The organism is Nodosilinea nodulosa PCC 7104, from assembly GCF_000309385.1.
In the GTDB taxonomy this organism is placed as follows: Bacteria; Cyanobacteriota; Cyanobacteriia; order Phormidesmidales; family Phormidesmidaceae; genus Nodosilinea; species Nodosilinea nodulosa.
In genome coordinates this window covers 4,621,475-4,636,264 of the sequence record NZ_JH976537.1, presented here as the reverse complement: position 1 = coordinate 4,636,264, position 14,790 = coordinate 4,621,475, and the positions used below count along the sequence as shown (strand labels likewise).

At 55.5% G+C, this 14,790-nt stretch carries 18 protein-coding genes; 5 read left to right on the top strand and 13 right to left on the bottom strand.

Going from position 1 to position 14,790, the window contains the following annotated elements:
• From LEPTO7104_RS38525 to LEPTO7104_RS0121540, 4 genes are all read right to left on the bottom strand, one after another.
• The coding region (locus LEPTO7104_RS38525) for a transposase-like zinc-binding domain-containing protein (protein WP_340627245.1) at positions 1-99 on the bottom strand (99 nt) is incomplete at its 3' end.
• 77 nt (positions 100-176) lie between these two features.
• Complete coding sequence (locus tag LEPTO7104_RS34800; protein ID WP_040697216.1) at positions 177-554, bottom strand: hypothetical protein; 378 nt, start codon at positions 552-554, stop codon at positions 177-179.
• 8 nt (positions 555-562) lie between these two features.
• Positions 563-772 (bottom strand): hypothetical protein, encoded by a 210-nt coding sequence (locus LEPTO7104_RS0121545; protein WP_017298910.1) that lies wholly within the window; start codon positions 770-772, stop codon positions 563-565.
• A gap of 222 nt (positions 773-994) precedes the next feature.
• The gene (locus tag LEPTO7104_RS0121540) at positions 995-1,717 is read right to left on the bottom strand and encodes an HAD family hydrolase (protein WP_017300669.1); all 723 of its coding nucleotides are present in this window, start codon (positions 1,715-1,717) and stop codon (positions 995-997) included.
• Positions 1,718-2,056: 339 nt separating this feature from the next.
• On the opposite strand from LEPTO7104_RS0121540, the gene LEPTO7104_RS0121535 reads away from it, so the two are divergent.
• Positions 2,057-2,842 (top strand): RNA polymerase sigma factor SigF, encoded by a 786-nt coding sequence (locus LEPTO7104_RS0121535; protein WP_026072940.1) that lies wholly within the window; start codon positions 2,057-2,059, stop codon positions 2,840-2,842.
• A 470-nt stretch (positions 2,843-3,312) separates the two neighbouring features.
• On the opposite strand, the gene LEPTO7104_RS0121530 is transcribed toward LEPTO7104_RS0121535, so the two are convergent.
• The 5 genes from LEPTO7104_RS0121530 to leuB form a co-directional block, all read right to left on the bottom strand.
• Positions 3,313-4,053, bottom strand: a complete 741-nt coding sequence (locus LEPTO7104_RS0121530) for a DUF561 domain-containing protein (protein WP_017300667.1) — start codon at positions 4,051-4,053, stop codon at positions 3,313-3,315.
• A gap of 186 nt (positions 4,054-4,239) precedes the next feature.
• On the bottom strand, positions 4,240-5,538 hold the full coding sequence (locus LEPTO7104_RS0121525) for a PAS domain-containing sensor histidine kinase (protein ID WP_017300666.1): 1,299 nt from the start codon (positions 5,536-5,538) through the stop codon (positions 4,240-4,242).
• A gap of 163 nt (positions 5,539-5,701) precedes the next feature.
• Positions 5,702-6,868 carry a hormogonium polysaccharide biosynthesis glycosyltransferase HpsE gene (hpsE, locus tag LEPTO7104_RS0121520; protein ID WP_017300665.1) on the bottom strand — a complete coding sequence of 389 codons (1,167 nt, stop codon included), beginning with the start codon at positions 6,866-6,868 and terminating at the stop codon, positions 5,702-5,704.
• 109 nt (positions 6,869-6,977) lie between these two features.
• The gene (locus tag LEPTO7104_RS0121515; protein ID WP_017300664.1) at positions 6,978-7,181 is read right to left on the bottom strand and encodes a hypothetical protein; all 204 of its coding nucleotides are present in this window, start codon (positions 7,179-7,181) and stop codon (positions 6,978-6,980) included.
• A gap of 156 nt (positions 7,182-7,337) precedes the next feature.
• Entirely contained in the window at positions 7,338-8,420 is a 1,083-nt protein-coding gene (gene leuB / locus LEPTO7104_RS0121510) for a 3-isopropylmalate dehydrogenase (protein WP_017300663.1), read from the bottom strand.
• A gap of 171 nt (positions 8,421-8,591) precedes the next feature.
• On the opposite strand from leuB, the gene LEPTO7104_RS0121505 reads away from it, so the two are divergent.
• From LEPTO7104_RS0121505 to LEPTO7104_RS0121495, 3 genes are all read left to right on the top strand, one after another.
• Positions 8,592-9,245: a YqiA/YcfP family alpha/beta fold hydrolase gene (locus LEPTO7104_RS0121505; protein WP_040695583.1), complete on the top strand. Its 654-nt coding sequence runs from the start codon at positions 8,592-8,594 to the stop codon at positions 9,243-9,245.
• A gap of 135 nt (positions 9,246-9,380) precedes the next feature.
• A complete protein-coding gene (locus LEPTO7104_RS0121500; protein WP_017300661.1) occupies positions 9,381-9,953 on the top strand; it encodes a DUF3038 domain-containing protein in 573 nt (190 codons plus the stop codon).
• Between the two features lie 68 nt (positions 9,954-10,021).
• Positions 10,022-11,353, top strand: a complete 1,332-nt coding sequence (locus LEPTO7104_RS0121495) for a DUF4335 domain-containing protein (RefSeq protein ID WP_017300660.1) — start codon at positions 10,022-10,024, stop codon at positions 11,351-11,353.
• On the opposite strand, the gene LEPTO7104_RS0121490 is transcribed toward LEPTO7104_RS0121495, so the two are convergent.
• The 4 genes from LEPTO7104_RS0121490 to LEPTO7104_RS34795 all read right to left on the bottom strand — a co-directional run bounded on the left by LEPTO7104_RS0121490 (position 11,350) and on the right by LEPTO7104_RS34795 (position 13,551).
• Positions 11,350-11,820 (bottom strand): ferredoxin, encoded by a 471-nt coding sequence (locus LEPTO7104_RS0121490; RefSeq protein ID WP_017300659.1) that lies wholly within the window; start codon positions 11,818-11,820, stop codon positions 11,350-11,352. The two genes, LEPTO7104_RS0121495 and LEPTO7104_RS0121490, sit on opposite strands and share 4 nt — an antisense overlap.
• Positions 11,821-11,914: 94 nt before the next feature.
• Positions 11,915-12,307, bottom strand: coding sequence for a DUF1257 domain-containing protein (locus LEPTO7104_RS0121485; protein WP_017300658.1), 393 nt, complete (start codon positions 12,305-12,307; stop codon positions 11,915-11,917).
• Between the two features lie 38 nt (positions 12,308-12,345).
• Positions 12,346-12,561, bottom strand: a complete 216-nt coding sequence (locus LEPTO7104_RS0121480; RefSeq protein ID WP_017300657.1) for a DUF2997 domain-containing protein — start codon at positions 12,559-12,561, stop codon at positions 12,346-12,348.
• Between the two features lie 663 nt (positions 12,562-13,224).
• Complete coding sequence (locus LEPTO7104_RS34795) at positions 13,225-13,551, bottom strand: hypothetical protein (RefSeq protein ID WP_017300656.1); 327 nt, start codon at positions 13,549-13,551, stop codon at positions 13,225-13,227.
• A gap of 441 nt (positions 13,552-13,992) precedes the next feature.
• Here LEPTO7104_RS34795 and LEPTO7104_RS0121470 point away from each other — a divergent pair, with 441 nt between their 5' ends.
• Positions 13,993-14,544: a hypothetical protein gene (locus tag LEPTO7104_RS0121470; RefSeq protein WP_155523726.1), complete on the top strand. Its 552-nt coding sequence runs from the start codon at positions 13,993-13,995 to the stop codon at positions 14,542-14,544.
• Positions 14,545-14,790 lie beyond the last annotated feature (246 nt).

Genomic DNA, 14,790 nt, shown 5'->3' with positions numbered 1-14,790 from the left:
GAATTGACGTCCACAGTCCCGGCACTTGTAGTTTTGCTTCCCTCGGTGGCTAGTGCCGTTCTTGGAGATGTCATGAGACCCACAGGTCGGACAGGTCATCTCAATCGTCATGGGGCCGACTTCCTTGTCCTCGTGATGGTATCGCCTGATTTTCCTCTTTCCCGTGCACTAATGCACTACCAGTCAATCAAGCTCTCATTGTCCTGGAAGAAGGCGTTGTAGTAGATCCCTTGCACCCGCACCGCTTTGTAGTCTCGCCACGGGCTGGTGGACTCCACCAGGTCACGCAGACGGACTTTGCCGCCATCAATGCTGACCTCACTGACGCCTTGTTTGGCCTCGGCAGACTCGAACGACTGACGCCCCACCAGGCGTTGTTGGGTCGAGTGCCCGACCTTCATCCCGGTCAGGGCCGCGATGTCATCCTCTGCACCTTGAAACGATTCGTTAGCACTTAAGCGTAAGTTGGCTTTCTCTAGGCCACCACTGAGACGGCTGTAAGCCTTTACGCCTAACTGTTCTGCCTGGCTTTGACGAATCTGGAGGAAACCCACCAAACTCTTCAGTCGGCGAACCCGGCCTCGGGCCGGGTAGGCTTGCTGGTTGACAAAAAAACGGCGACTCGAGGGCTGACCTCCTCCAGCATCTGCTGTCGCACGGTTTGCTCAATGCTTTCCAGACTATCGAGCCTGTCTCGGTTGCTATTGCGGTACAAAATCTCGGCAATCTCTGCTGTACAAGCTTCCAATCGCTTTTGGTCTTCGGGGGTCATGGTGAGTCGTCCCTGAGCTACCCCTCTATTCTCCCCCTGACACTGTTTTCGCGAAAGTGGGATGCTCCCGTCATAATTTTGTAGGAGTTCTGCGAAACAGCTCGAATTGTAAAGAATAGCTTTGCAAAAGTTATCCCCGCAGCATCCTAAGCCACAGAGCCGATTCCTGCACTTACTCTGCCGCTGTAATCATGGGTTTTCATGTCTTAACCTTTTTCTCCGCTAGCCAGGATTCTGTCCGACTGGGCTGTAGTAAGGGGTCAGCCAATCTAGCCTGAGTTCGTAGAGGTGATCAATGACCCACGTGGCCCGGCGATGAATCATTTGATAAGGGTAAGCGTGGGCAACTCCCAGCACGGGTACCCCAGCTCGCTTAGCAGCTTCTATGCCAGCAAAAGAATCTTCAATAGCTAGGCAGTCGACGGGTTGTAGAGCCAGACCAGTAAACCGTTGATTAAGTCGTTCAATGGCCAGCAGATAACCATCTGGGGCGGGTTTGCTAACTCCGGCTGAGAAATCGTCTGCCGATACAATTAGCTGTACATACTGGCCCCATTTAACCAGAGACAGTACGGCCTCAATCTCGCTACAGCGTGCTCCCGAAACGATAGCGAGTTTGAGGTCCGCTGTCCGTATCTGGTAAATCAAGTCATCAATGCCTGGGTATAGAGGAAGCTCTCCCAGACTAGTGAGGACCTGTCGGTAGCGTTCAGCCTTACGATCAATCAATTTTTCTAGGTAGGCTTTAGATACTACCCGCCCCTGACGGGCCAGTAAGTCCTTAAGGCAGGCTCCATCCGATCGGCCTAGGCAGCACTCCGCTAAGGCCTGGGGGTTAGGGCGAAGATTTTCCTCCAGCAGCAGCTCTTCAATCAGCTGTCTGTGGATAGCCTCATCGTTTATCACAACGCCGTTAAAGTCTAATAAAACTGCCTTCAAAGCCATTAACCTGAACCTAGCCCGAAAAAATATTAAGAGATGCAACACGTGTGCGACTCTATTAGCTTAGCCCGGTTTTGGGGCCTCCAAGCAGCGGCCCTAGCCTTCTAGAGTGGGCGTTTAGGGGATAGGGAGGGAATACTCTCTAGGCTAAGGACAGGGGCATCCGCTGAATTTGGACGGGTTGACAGACATGGTGCGGCATTTCTCCACCCCGTAAAACTACGGAGACTCGCCTTTATCATCCGCTAGAGTACCGTGGATCAACGATGGTGAATATAGGTGTCACTTCCGAGAATAGGCATAGTTCTCAGCGAACCCGCTCTCGTAAGGACACCCGCAGATATGGCTACCCAAACTTCGATGATCCGCTCCCGTGGCATGGAACTGCTGATGCAGTACAAGCAGGCTCCCTCTGTGCAGCTGCGCAATAGACTAGTGCAGCTCAATGCTGGATTGGTCCGCAAAATTGCCCACCGGGTAAGCCACCAGTGCTCTGAACCCTATGAAGATCTGGAGCAAATCGGCTACATCGGCCTAATTCGAGCCATCGAGCGATTCGATCCTAGCCAGGGGTGCGCCTTCAGCTCCTTTGCAGTTCCCTATATTCGGGGTGAGATGCTGCACTTCCTCCGCGATCGCGGCACTACCGTCAAGATTCCTCGCCGTTGGCAAGATCTGCAAAAAGAGTCTCAAAGGCTTCAGATGGAACTAATGCGCACGCTAGGTCGCAACCCCAGCGATCATGAAATGGCTGATGCTTTAAATGTGTCTGTTAAAGAATGGCGAGAGGTCAAGATGGCTCACAAAAATCGCCTCCCGCTCAGCCTCGACGCGACGGTTTGCCAACAAGTTGACTCTAATATTACCCTTGGCGAAACTCTACCTGACACCCACTATCAACTCATGCAGGCATTGGAAGAGGATCGTCAACAGATCCAGCGGGCGCTGAATCAGCTTGAGTCAAAAACTCGAACGGCGATTGAGTTTGTCTTCTTCAAAGGGCTGTCTCGCAAAGAGGTTGCTGAGAAAATTGGCGTTAGCCCTATGACCGTCACTCGCCGTATTCAGCGTGGGGTAGACGAAATGATAGCCTTCTTGCAGCCCCATGAACTGCGCACCGATCCCTAGTTAGCTTGGTTTTTCATACGAGAGCGATCGCCGTAGACTGCCCAAGAGGAACAGCCTGCGGCGATAACAACTTTAAAGAGTAATATCAAGTCCGCTTAATCGACCGCACTATGGCCTCAGAAGAAGCAAGGGTTAGCGGCCTACAATTCTTGGGTTCAGCCGGACTTGATATAAGACCAATACAATCGCAATGACGCTTCACGACTAAAGACCGGGCGTCAGGCCCCCAGGACTTGCTCAAGCCGTTGATAGATCTCCACAATAATTCCGGCTAATGACAATCACTCCAGCCAGTTATGGACATGACGGTCCGCCTGGGTGCAGGAGGCCCGTTTTTTTGACTGTCCACACGGCCAGAGAACTTCGCAATGTCCAGTGATGGCGGTAGCCATCCTATGGTTATAGCCAAAAAAATCGCTCGTTCCCTGCGCGGAGCAGCAGAGAACGAGCGCTAGCTGAACTGCTAACGTCTAACGCACAGCGCCAACGCGCACAGTTTGCAGACTTTCTACGAGTTGGCGCACCACGGCCACCATGGCCAAGGGGTTATCGAGTTTGTTGACCGCCGAACCGACCCCGACTCCGGCGGCCCCGGCAGCGATTGCCATAGGTGCCGTCACATCTGACAGCCCTGAGGCGCACAGTACAGGAACAGCCACCGCGTGCGCGATCGCGTGGGCGGCCGCCAAGGTAGGAGAAGCTTTTTCGATTAGCCCCAGAATACCGGCATGGACGGGCTGGCTAGCGGTGCCCCCTTCGGTCTGAATAATGTCGGCCCCGGCAGCAACCAAGGCCTCTGCCAGCGTTACCTGCTCATCGAGCGCCAAAATGTGGGGTACCGTCACCGACAGGGTAATCTGGGGCAGCAGGGTGCGGGTGCGGCGAGTGAGTTCTAGCACCTCAGGGGCTTCAAACCGACGTCCTTGGGCATAAAAGGCATCGAAATTACCGATCTCAATCAGGTCAGCCCCAGCGGCGACGGGGGCCAAAAACGCCTCCGGTTCTACGGCAGATACACAGATGGGCAGGGTAGTCTCAGCCTTGGCCAATCGCACCAGATCAGCATCGGCGGCAATATCCACAAGCGTGGCACCGCCCTGGTCAGCCGCTTTGACCACTGCTGCCACCCGCAGTGGGTCAAAGTTGGTGAGACCGCTGATGATCTTTAGAGCACTGTGGGTTTCGAAGGCCTGCTGCAAATCAGAACGCATAGGGTTTTACTCTCAATCGCTGGTCTAGGCCCAGTCTAGTCGAGTGGCGCAGGCATTGGCCCAACAACACCGGCTAAAAAGGGCTAATTGGCAACATTGTCGCATCACGGGCGGTGTTGCGGGGTCTATGTCAGAACAAAATATCCATAGACCGCCCGTAGACCAAAATTAGTTTGGCAACCGAGTTTAGGACCGCATAGCCGGGTTTGCCCGACTGGGAGCAACGGTTTGGGGCAGTTCAACCTCAAATTGGCTGCCCTGACCCAGCTCGCTTTCAACGGTAATGTTGCCCTGCATTCCTTTCACTAATGCATGCACAATGGCTAGCCCCAATCCTGTGCCCTGGGCTCTAGTGCGAGCATCGTGGACCTGCCAAAATTCTTGAAAAATATGGGGCTGATTCTGGGGGCTGATACCACGGCCAGTGTCTTTAACTTGCAGGAGCAGCCGCTCGGTGGGTAGTACCTGCACCCTCACCATCACCCAGCCCGCATCGGTAAATTTAATAGCGTTTGACCACAAGTTAGTCAAAATTTGCCGCAGACGACGGCGATCATTTGTGACTAGGATTACTGCATCAGGCAGTTCTGATCTCAGAGTCAGGGCTTTTTGCTCCGCTAGGGGACGCAGTTCTTGTAGGGTCACGGTTACCAAATCCAGCAGATCGAAGGTTTCGAGCTGGAGCTCAACTTGATCCATTCGCAGCTGCGAGCAATGCAGCATGTCTTCCATAAGGCTGAGCAGATGTTGTCCGTTGTGAAATATTCGCTCGACCATTTTGGTGGTCTTGGCGTCCTGATGGCCGTGAAACTGCCCGATCAACATCTGAGAAAACCCCAAAATAGCGTTCATGGGAGTCTTAAACTCGTGGGAAACAGTGGCTAGAAGTTGATTTCTTAGGCGATCTGCCTCTAACAATTCTAGGTTTTGGGCCTGGAGCTGATTGAGCACGGCTTCGGCTTTTTTGCGATCGCTAATATCCCGCATTTGCCACCGCAGCCCCACCACATGGCCGTCAGCACCTTGCACTGTTTCAACGGTAATTGACGAAATAATGACTTTCGCTGGTCGCCGCAGCAGCCTTATTTCCCAATCTTGCACCCGGTGGCAGGTCGCGGTCTGGTCTAGCAGGGCGCGAAAAACGGCCCGCTCTGGCTGAACAACGCAGGTAGCTAGGGGTTTGCCCACTAAATATTGCCGCTCGATATTCAGCAGAGCCGCTGCGGCATGGTTGGCTTCTCGCACCACGCCCCTGATATCCGTGACGAGGTAGCCGTCTGGAGCAAACTCAAATAAGTCCTGGTATCGCTGGCGCTCGGTTTCAGCCAACTGCTGGGCGGCAATAAGCTGCTCATTTTGAATCAATATCTCTTCTTCAGCAACGTGGAGTTCTTCTACCGCTAGCCTCAATTCATCTAACGTTCTGTCGATCAGCTGCGAGTACTCAGCAGGAACCTGCTGGGCTTCGCGATGGAGCGTTTCCATTCGAATCTGAACCTGACTTATATATTGACTAAAAGGTTCTCCCCTAAGCTCACTCACACAGCCCCCCTATTTGGCTACCTTGGCTTCACTGTGCGGGTAGGGTTGGAGATTGGCATCCCCCCTAGTAAATATTTATCTGTGGCGCTGCCGTGGGCGGGGTTACCTATCTATTAGCATTGAACGATCGCAGTGCCCGCTGTCGCCACAGTCGTCGCCAAATGTATAGGGGGCTAATCAGGCTGTAAGCATACAGGGTCAGTTCGCAGGCCGTGACCGTATCGGCCACTGCTTTGCCCCGGTAATGAACGAGGTGGCGCACAATTTTTTTGAGATCATTGATGGCATAAACGGGTGCTATCAACGGCCGCTGCCATCGAGCCACACTGAGCATGCGGGTACGGTGACGGCTCAGGCCAATGCCGCGAAACAACCGCATAAGGTAGCCACGCTCAAACCGGGTACCGGGAATTTTGTGGTACATCCGCATCGCTGGGTTGTACCAAATCTCCCAGCCGTAGCGCTGCATGTAAAGAACGACTTCCAGATCTTCTCCAGCGGCCCTAAATCCAATAGCGTCGGCGAGGGTGAGGGTTTCGGGTACGCTAGTCAACCAGGCCTGCCGCCGCACCACCAGACCGGCGGCAGGCGGCAAAATCTTTTTCTGGGGATTGTAGAGCAGCGGGGCGTCTCCCCGCTCGGTCAGGGCCAGCATCGCGCCAATGCGCTCAAAATTAGGGGGCGGGTCAATTTCAAAATCGCCCCGAATGCGGCTGCCGTAGGCTCCGGCCTGGGGATGAAGCTGACCAAACCGATGGGCGGCAGCCACCCAGACTAGGGAGGGATTGTTGTCGTCGTCTAAGAACCCTACCAGGGGGCTACGGGCAATCTGGATGCCGCGCTGGCGGGCATAGCCTGCTCCCTGACGGAGTTCAAAGGCATAGCGTAGGGGAACCGTTTGGGGCCACTGCGGTCGAAAGGATTCGACCACCTGCGCTGTGCCGTCATCGCTGTTGTTGTCTACTACAATTACTTCCCAGGCCAAGTCATTGGCGCCCAGCTGAGCCATGAGACATTTCAGCACGTTGGGCAGACGAGTTTCGCCGTTGTAGGTGCAAATTACCACGGAAAAATCCAGGGTTTCCCTGGCGGGAAACGCCCCGGCTAACTTGAGCCGCAGACGCCGCAATAGCTTTCGAGTATGGGGAGACAGCGGGCGATCGCTTTCGTCTAGTTGACTCTGCCTTGGAACGGCGGGCGCTACCGAAGACAAAACAGGCTCAGCCTCGGCGGCAGGACCGCAGGCTACTTCTGGGCGAGACATCTGGGCCATAGTCGAGGTTGCACAGGCCGCTGGCCAGCTGGGCGACGCTTTCAGTGTGCCCCCTGGCAGACTCAGATTATCCTGGCTGGCGACTCCGACATGAACCGCTGCACCACACCTAGTGCAGCCCCGGCTCGATCTGGCTGATGGGGACGAAGCACTCGTTGGGCAGCAGCACCGGGCGATCGCCAAAGATGAGTTTGCCCCGGTGGGTCTTGGTGCTAATGGCAATGCCGATAGGGCGCTGCACGTCTTCGGGGTGCACTTCGTAGTAGGTGCGATAAATTTGCCGAGCCGATTTCAGCAGAGCCGGGTTGAGCATCCCAGGTAAGGGGCCGGTATCCGGTAGCTGGGCTGGCGATTGGCTGGAAGAAGGGGGTTGCTGTAGACCGTACACGGCTCACCTGTGCGCTTATAGACAGACTTTAATCGATCTTTCCAGGGGCGGCAAACTCTAGAAGGTCTTCTAGAAGGAACTTTACGCAAGGGCGCTCAGCAGGGCTTCGCCCATGGCTTTACACCCCACCTGGGTCATGTTTTCAGCCATGATATCGCCAGTTCGATAACCCTGATCTAAAACGGTTGTCACAGCTTGCTCAATGCGATCGGCAGCGACGGGCTGATCGAGGGCGTAGCGCAGCATCATGGCGGTGCTCAGCACCTGGGCCAGGGGGTTTGCCTTGTCCTGCCCCGCGATGTCGGGGGCAGACCCGTGGACTGGTTCGTAGACTCCAGGGCCACTGGCCCCCAGGCTGGCGGAGGGCAACATGCCGATACTGCCGGTGAGCATGGCGGCGGCATCGGAGAGAATATCGCCAAACAGATTGCCGGTGACGATGGTGTCAAACTGCTTGGGCCAGCGAATGAGCTGCATGGCGGCGTTGTCGACATACATATGGGTGAGGGTGACATTGGGGTAGTCGGCAGATAGGGCGGTGATGCGATCGCGCCACAGCTGCGACACCTCCAGCACGTTGGCCTTATCGACCGAGCACAGCTGCCCCCGTCGTTTTTGGGCGGTTTCAAAGGCGACCCTGCCAATGCGATCGATCTCGCCATCGGTGTAAACCATGGTGTTGACGCCCCGCTTTTGGCCCGTTTCGGCCTCAAAAATGCCCTTGGGGCTGCCAAAGTAGATGCCGCCGGTGAGTTCCCGCACCACCATAATGTCCACACCCTCGACGACTTCCCGCTTCAGCGAAGAGGCGTCGATCAGCTGGGGCAAAATAGTAGCCGGACGCAGGTTGGCAAACAGCTCCAGCCCCGCCCGCAGGCCTAGCAGCCCGGTCTCAGGCCGCTGGTGGCGGGGCAGCGTATCCCACTTGTAGCCGCCGATCGCGGCCAGCAGCACCGCATCGCTGGCTTTGCAGGTCTTTAGCGTGGCCTCCGGCAGCGGCTCCCCCGTTTCGTCAATGGCCGCCCCGCCAATCAGCGCCTCCTCAAACTCAAAGGCCAGATCCATCTGGCTACCCACGGTCTTAAGCACGTCTACTGCCACCGTCATAATCTCGGGGCCAATGCCGTCGCCGGGCAGCAGGGTAATGCGATAGGTCGAAGTCATAGCGTCCGTGGATTGCGTAGGGTGCATAACAATCGGTTGAGACTGCGTCAACGCGCAGCAATGCACCGCTCTAAACCGGGGTGACATCGCTAACCGATTCAATATCATACCTCCAGGGGTTTCCCCCTTTACCGACTCATTCCCCTTGTACTCCCCATTTCCCCATTCCCGATGCCTCAATATCTCTACCTCCACGGCTTTGCCTCTAGCCCCAGGTCAGCCAAAGCTCAGGCCATGCGATCGCGCTTCGCCGACTTGGGGCTAAATCTCACGATCCCCGATCTCAACCAGGGAGACTTTAGCCACCTCACCCTTAGCCGTCAGATGCAGCAGGTGAGTGCGCTCATTCTGGCGCAGCCCAACCCTACCGTGCTGATTGGCTCCAGCCTAGGGGGCCTCACCGCCGCCTGGGTTGCCCAACAGGCTCCGATTACAGAACGCATCGAGAAACTGGTGCTACTAGCTCCCGCGTTTGCCTTCCTAGCCCAGTGGCTGCCCCGTCTCGGCCCTGCCCAACTCGACACCTGGCGCACTGAGGAATCGCTTCCTGTATACCACTACACCGAGCAGCGGGCCTTGCCTCTGCACTACGCTTTCGTCACCGATGCCCAGGGCTACAGCGACGACGCCCTCAATGCCGAAATTCCAACCCTCATTCTCCACGGCACCAACGATCAGACTATATCTATAGAAGCGAGCCGCGCCTACGCCAGCTCGCGCCCCTGGGTGCAACTGGTCGAGCTTTCCAGCGACCATGCTCTGATAGATGTAGAAGCTGATATTTGGCAGCACACCCAGACATTTCTAAAGCTAGATGCCCGCTAAAGGCGGGGCTTCAGCGGGCATCTAGCCAGTACCGCTACAGAAACACCGCGATAGAAGCCACCATTTTCGTTTCAAGAACTGCAACCCCCGTGCCACAATTAGCCCAATCCCCTACCTTAGAAACAGGGCAGCCCGGTGGACCCGTCTTCCCTTAGCGAACACAATCCCAGCCAGCCGCAAAGGGTCGTTACCCCACGGCAGCTGCACAGCATCAAGGCCCAGCTTGACCTGGTGCTGTTGGCCCTAGAAACCCTGACGGGCCTGGGATCCGATGCTATGCTGGCGGCGGCAGAGGCGCTGGAAGTGTCCGCGTTACTGAGCGATCGCGTCAATCTGTGGCGGCTGCGCCAGGCCAGCCCCCTGCGCAAGGGCCAGGGCCGGAAAAAGCTGGATGTAGACGAAGCCCGCGCTTTGGTGCTGGTGAGTTGTCACCTGGCGATCGCCCACCGCGATACCATTCGTCAGGCTGTAGCTCGTTTGGAGAAGGCGCTGGCCCAAAACCAGGCCCCCCATCGCATTGCTCAGCTAGGCGACTACCTCGATGCCTTCAGCAATGCCTACCAGGACCGCATGGAGGGTGATTCAACCGCGACCACCGATGAGCTGACGGCCCTGGGGCTAAAGCTGCTGGTCGATCTATTGTTTTACAGTGGATCCGGAGGAACCCGAAAGCTCTGGGTAGCGCTGCTGGAGCGGGCGGGTGAGTAAGCTATTGGGAATTTTTGGATTTTGGCTTTTAGACTTTGGATTAGGGGAGCACTACCGAGCTGAGTTCTATGGCTGCGATCGCCTCTGTTATGTCCTACGAATATGCGGCGGGTACCTGTACGCTACGCCTGTTTGGGGAGCTCTCGCCCCTGAGCCAGGTAGCGGACCGTCCGGTGCTGGGGCGATCGCGCTTTCACCTCCAGGTGCAGGGCGACGCAGCCCCCGAAGCAGCTGAGGCAGCCACTAGCCAGCCCGTAATCTTTGAAATCAGCGGTCGAGAACCACAGTTTTCGGCTCTAGTCAGTCTTGTACAGACCTATGTACAGCATCACCTCAGCGCCCCTGCCTTGGCTGCCAGAACCGCCGTCGTGGGCAACGGCAGCTCCCTTCAGCCCGTTGGGCTGACCCGCCATCGCCTGGCCCTAACCCTGCCGCCAGATTCCCCCAGGGCAGTGGAGCTATCTACCCTACAGCTTTCCGACCTGGCCGAGGCGCTCGAGCAGGCCGATAGCAACCTCCAGATTGTCCCCGACAACGCCCTGCCCAAGGCGCGGCGAGTTCGTCCCAAGCTGCCGCTTTGGCTCGGGTCGGTAGCGGCGGTGGGCATTGCCGCTCTGCTGGGCAATCAGTTGCTCACGACCGCCCCTTCTTCGGTGGTGCTCTCCCCCAGCAATTCTCAAACAACCCGCAGGGAAAGCGCGCAGCCAGCCCCCCAAAATTCCCAGCCAGCCCCAGACGAACCTGCAACCGCCACCAGTCCGGCCCCTGAATCAACTGGGCCAGCCCCCATCGCTGGCGAAGCGCTGCCGGCCCCTGTTACCACGGCTCCAACCACCCCAGCAGCCTCCCCTGGTGTGCCTGCGGAGGCCCCCAAACTGTCGCGGCCGCCCTCCGCTGCTCCTCCGGCCGCTACCTCTCCCCAGGCCAACATGTCCCGGGCAGCCACCGACGCTGCCCCGGCGGCGCAGGATAGGGGCCAGGTAGCGAATTCCACCGCTGACACTGCGGCAGCACCGCCCCCAACAGCGCCCAGTACCACCACCCCTCGCACGGCGAGGCCAGAAACCTTTGAGGCAGGGGCAGGCCTAGCTGCCCCCAGTGGCTCAGATTCTGACCTCGCTTGGGTAAGCAGCCTCACAGAAGCGCTGCGGCAGCTGTGGCGTCCCCCGGCAGACCTAGCCGCGCCCCTACGCTATCGGCTCACCCTTGCTCCCGAAGGCACCGTAACAGCGGTAGACCCCCTCAGCGACTTCTCGGCAACTTACCAAAACACCCCGACTCTGCCTCAGCCCGGCACCCGTCTGCCTGGCGTGGCCAACGCTGAGGAGTCCGCTGTCGAAGTGCAGTTTTTGCCCTCCGGTGAAGTCGTGGTCGTACCGCCGGGGGTAGCTAACCCCTAGGGCTGTTGCAAACCGCTCTCTGGCTGGGTTTGACCCTGGATTTGGCTTTGGCGCTTGGCCTTACGCATGCGCAGAGTCGACATGGCTTTGTCGACGGGAAAGCCAGCTACGGGAATGACCTGGTGCTTGCGATCGCGCTCTAGCTGCTTTAGCTCGGTGTAGTCGATCCAGTGAATACAGTCCACCGGGCAGGTGTCAATTGCCTCCTGAATGAGGTCCTGAGAATCACCATCCTGACGGTAGACGCGCGACCTGCCGTAGTCAGGCTCGATATAAAAAGTGTTACGAGCCACGTGGGCACAGTGCTTGCAGCCAATGCAGGTCAGCTCGTCCACGTACACGCCCTTCTGGCGCAGCTGACCGCCTAGCTCTGGCTCGAAGCCGGTGCGATCGCCGGTCTGGCGTAGCTGACCGCCTAGCTCTGGCTCGAAGCCGGTCACGTTGGGCTGTGCGTCAAAAGTTGTCATAGTGTGTTGCCGCTCCTGGTCGATAGACCCCAACCTGGGTCAATACAAAGAAAGGGGCTAAATTGCCCCTTTCTCAACGTCAATAGGGTAATGCTCAGCCGTTCCAGCGCTGCACCACCAGGCGTACAGAACCATCCTCGCGCACCTGCTCTTCAGCTAGCTGAAAGCCCTGGCTGGAGGTCTCAGACAGCACGGTGTTGTAGGCGTAGCGCTGGGTCACCTGGCTCAGAAAGCCTTCTACAGTGAGCGGTTGCTTCCAGTATTGCAGGTCTGCCACCAGCTCATAGTCACTAGTCTCAGGGTTGAGGCGAAAGCCAATATCGTAGCCGTTGTCCTGGGCAATAATCACATCGGCAGTTTCGGTCTGCCCTTGGTAGCCCCGCACCTGACAGGGGCCAGCTTTCCAATCAGCACCCAGATCGCTCAGGGCCACTTTGAGAGAATCCAGGTTGCGGATTTTGGTTTTGATTTGGCTAAAGTGTGACATTTTCTGCGGGTGATATAGGGACTATAAAAATCGAAAAGTTACCACTGGCTGTAGGCAGTCTGGGCAGCCACAGTTTCAGTAGCCGTTTGATCGTTACGCTGAGCAAAAAACTCAGAGGTCGTTTGCTGAGCCACCACCGTACCAAGCTGTGCCTCAATGGCCGCCGTTACCTCGGCGCAGGAGGCACCCACAATGCCGGTTACTGTCTCCTTAACGCGCCCATCGGGGTAAATAATGAACTCTAAGGTTTCCATACGCAGTCTCAAGACCATTGATGGCAAGATGGCAATTTAATCGGCGGCAGGGGCGTTGGAGCACCGTAACAGCAGCATCTCAAGGCTGGTCGGTGCCAGTAGATAAATGACGTTGCTTTAACCAAGCAAAGATCATATAACTCGCCAGCCTTCCTTACGAAAGTCAATATGCTGCATCATTTTTGTGAGCAGGCACATCTATTAGATGTAGTGTCGCGTAACTTTTAAGGAGCGTCAAGGCAACTTTTGTTACATTTCGCAGCCCAGCTCAGGCTCAAACGCCTTTTCAATCGTGGAACGGGTCAAAAGAAGGTTAAGAACAGTTAAGCCCTGCCGATCGCATCTATATATTTAAACCTTTTACAGGTTGAGGGCCTGTTTTGTCATCCTCCCAGCACCTAGCCATGGGCTACCTGACCCGGATCAGTTCGAGCACACCGTGCGATCGCGGCTGACCAAGCCCGAGCGCGAATATCACTGGTACCCCGCCAGTCTCCCTCAGCTGGCGCGAAACCCCCAAGCAAAGGCCAAGGGAAAACTGGAGCCGGTCTATATAGACGGATAGAGATAGATGTGTAAAGGCTCAGATCCCAGGGTTCTAGCAAAGCCCGTTGCAGGTCGCAAGCCCCTGCACCAGATTCCTGAGATCTTCAGGTTTGCAGGCTACTCTAGCAGCACAGTTTTGGTCATGATTACCATCCACGTCTCGACTCCGCTCGATGGGCGGGCGATTGTTGCCCTATCGGCACCGGGCGGCACAGGAATGGGGTCGCTCCAGTCGTTGGGGTCGGCGTAGCCGAGGGCGTGGAGGATTTTGATGGTGCGGTCTATGCCCGCCAGGCTGCCGTAGAGCATGTGGCGCACTTTTTCGGGATTCAGGGACCGGGTCCCTTTGCCAATTGCCCCAGATTTCGGTGGCAGCGGCAGGGACCCGGTCCCTTCGCGAGTTTCCTGATTATCGCTGGGGTCTGGTTCTAGATATTCAAACATCGGTTCTGTTTCCTTACGTAGTTGCAGTTAGCAAACCCTTTACCCACAAGGGGCGCAAGGGCTGAGGAAAACAGAACGCGAAAACCCTAGCCACCCGCAGTTGAAGTGCAAACTGAGGGGGCTAGGGTACCATGTGCCTAGCCTCGCAATCTGCTTCGGAGATTTGCGGGGTTAGCTGTCTGTTGGTGCCGCAAACACCTTCAGGCAGCGCTAAGATTTTCGAGTTCTGTAAAGCCACCGCTCGGGCGAACGGCTTGATAGATGATGATAATGGGTACATGCGATCGCCGTCAACAGTAAGCAATAACTTATTTAATTTAAATGCACAATAAGATTAGATGAGGTAGCAAATTTGCACATTGCAAGGTGATTATACTAGTCATTTAATAACAAATTGTACTAACTTCTCCGATCAAACTGTTGTTTATTTTCTATGAGAGCATGACTACTTTTCTGGCCTTTTTAAGCTTGACGTTTCTCATTATAGCTATAGGAGATTTCTTTGCTGGGGCATGGCTGTGGGCATTATTCTTTTTTCTCGTGTTCTGTGTATTAATATACATTTTTGGCTTAACCCCTGAAGGGAAAAGGCTTGCGAAGGAAACCGAGGAGAATAATAAACAAAAACAGCTAGAACAAGAAAGAGCTAAGAGAAAGGAAGAACTCGCTATTCAAGAACTGAAGAGTCGATTTGAATTATTAGTTCATAATCCCAATGACTCTGAATCCTTGAGCTTTGTTTTAACTGAACTCGACAAGCGCGATAAACAAAACCTTGTATTATTAATTGACGATTTAATCATACCTTTATTGCAAATAAAGTCCTTGGATACTAAGGTTCGTGGGGTTGTTTTTGATTGCATAAAGAAAGCGATTGCTCCCATTGGCGTTAAAAGATCAGAAAAATCTGCGTTGTTTTATCACGTTGCTCTTGATATTTTAGAGGACAATTCTGATCACTCTCCTCTCAAGCAATATGTTTTAGAAGTATAGCAGTCCTATTTGGTTCATGAAAAGGATCCGTATCGATGCATTTTTGGGAAATTAAACACCTCTAGCCTAAAAACTCCCGGTTCGCTCATTTCTAAGGTGGTTCGTCAGATACGGGCCCCAGCAGGGTGTAAATACTTACCGGGAAGTTGAGAGCCTTTAAGATCTGCTGCTGTAAAGGCGTCAGCTCCGTCAGATGGGCATAGGTCTGCCCTCGTGCATTCACCATGACTAGAGTAATGTACGACG

Bases quoted from the DNA above. Each gene is read 5' to 3' on its own strand.
- LEPTO7104_RS0121545 (WP_017298910.1), bottom strand. From the start codon at position 772: ATGACCCCCGAAGACCAAAAGCGATTGGAAGCTTGTACAGCAGAGATT.
- LEPTO7104_RS0121540 (WP_017300669.1), bottom strand. From the start codon at position 1,717: ATGGCTTTGAAGGCAGTTTTATTAGACTTTAACGGCGTTGTGATAAAC.
- LEPTO7104_RS0121535 (WP_026072940.1), top strand. From the start codon at position 2,057: ATGGCTACCCAAACTTCGATGATCCGCTCCCGTGGCATGGAACTGCTG.
- LEPTO7104_RS0121530 (WP_017300667.1), bottom strand. From the start codon at position 4,053: ATGCGTTCTGATTTGCAGCAGGCCTTCGAAACCCACAGTGCTCTAAAG.
- LEPTO7104_RS0121525 (WP_017300666.1), bottom strand. From the start codon at position 5,538: ATGGAAACGCTCCATCGCGAAGCCCAGCAGGTTCCTGCTGAGTACTCG.
- hpsE (WP_017300665.1), bottom strand. From the start codon at position 6,868: ATGGCCCAGATGTCTCGCCCAGAAGTAGCCTGCGGTCCTGCCGCCGAG.
- LEPTO7104_RS0121515 (WP_017300664.1), bottom strand. From the start codon at position 7,181: ATGCTCAACCCGGCTCTGCTGAAATCGGCTCGGCAAATTTATCGCACC.
- leuB (WP_017300663.1), bottom strand. From the start codon at position 8,420: ATGACTTCGACCTATCGCATTACCCTGCTGCCCGGCGACGGCATTGGC.
- LEPTO7104_RS0121505 (WP_040695583.1), top strand. From the start codon at position 8,592: ATGCCTCAATATCTCTACCTCCACGGCTTTGCCTCTAGCCCCAGGTCA.
- LEPTO7104_RS0121495 (WP_017300660.1), top strand. From the start codon at position 10,022: ATGGCTGCGATCGCCTCTGTTATGTCCTACGAATATGCGGCGGGTACC.
- LEPTO7104_RS0121490 (WP_017300659.1), bottom strand. From the start codon at position 11,820: ATGACAACTTTTGACGCACAGCCCAACGTGACCGGCTTCGAGCCAGAG.
- LEPTO7104_RS0121485 (WP_017300658.1), bottom strand. From the start codon at position 12,307: ATGTCACACTTTAGCCAAATCAAAACCAAAATCCGCAACCTGGATTCT.
- LEPTO7104_RS0121480 (WP_017300657.1), bottom strand. From the start codon at position 12,561: ATGGAAACCTTAGAGTTCATTATTTACCCCGATGGGCGCGTTAAGGAG.
- LEPTO7104_RS34795 (WP_017300656.1), bottom strand. From the start codon at position 13,551: ATGTTTGAATATCTAGAACCAGACCCCAGCGATAATCAGGAAACTCGC.
- LEPTO7104_RS0121470 (WP_155523726.1), top strand. From the start codon at position 13,993: ATGACTACTTTTCTGGCCTTTTTAAGCTTGACGTTTCTCATTATAGCT.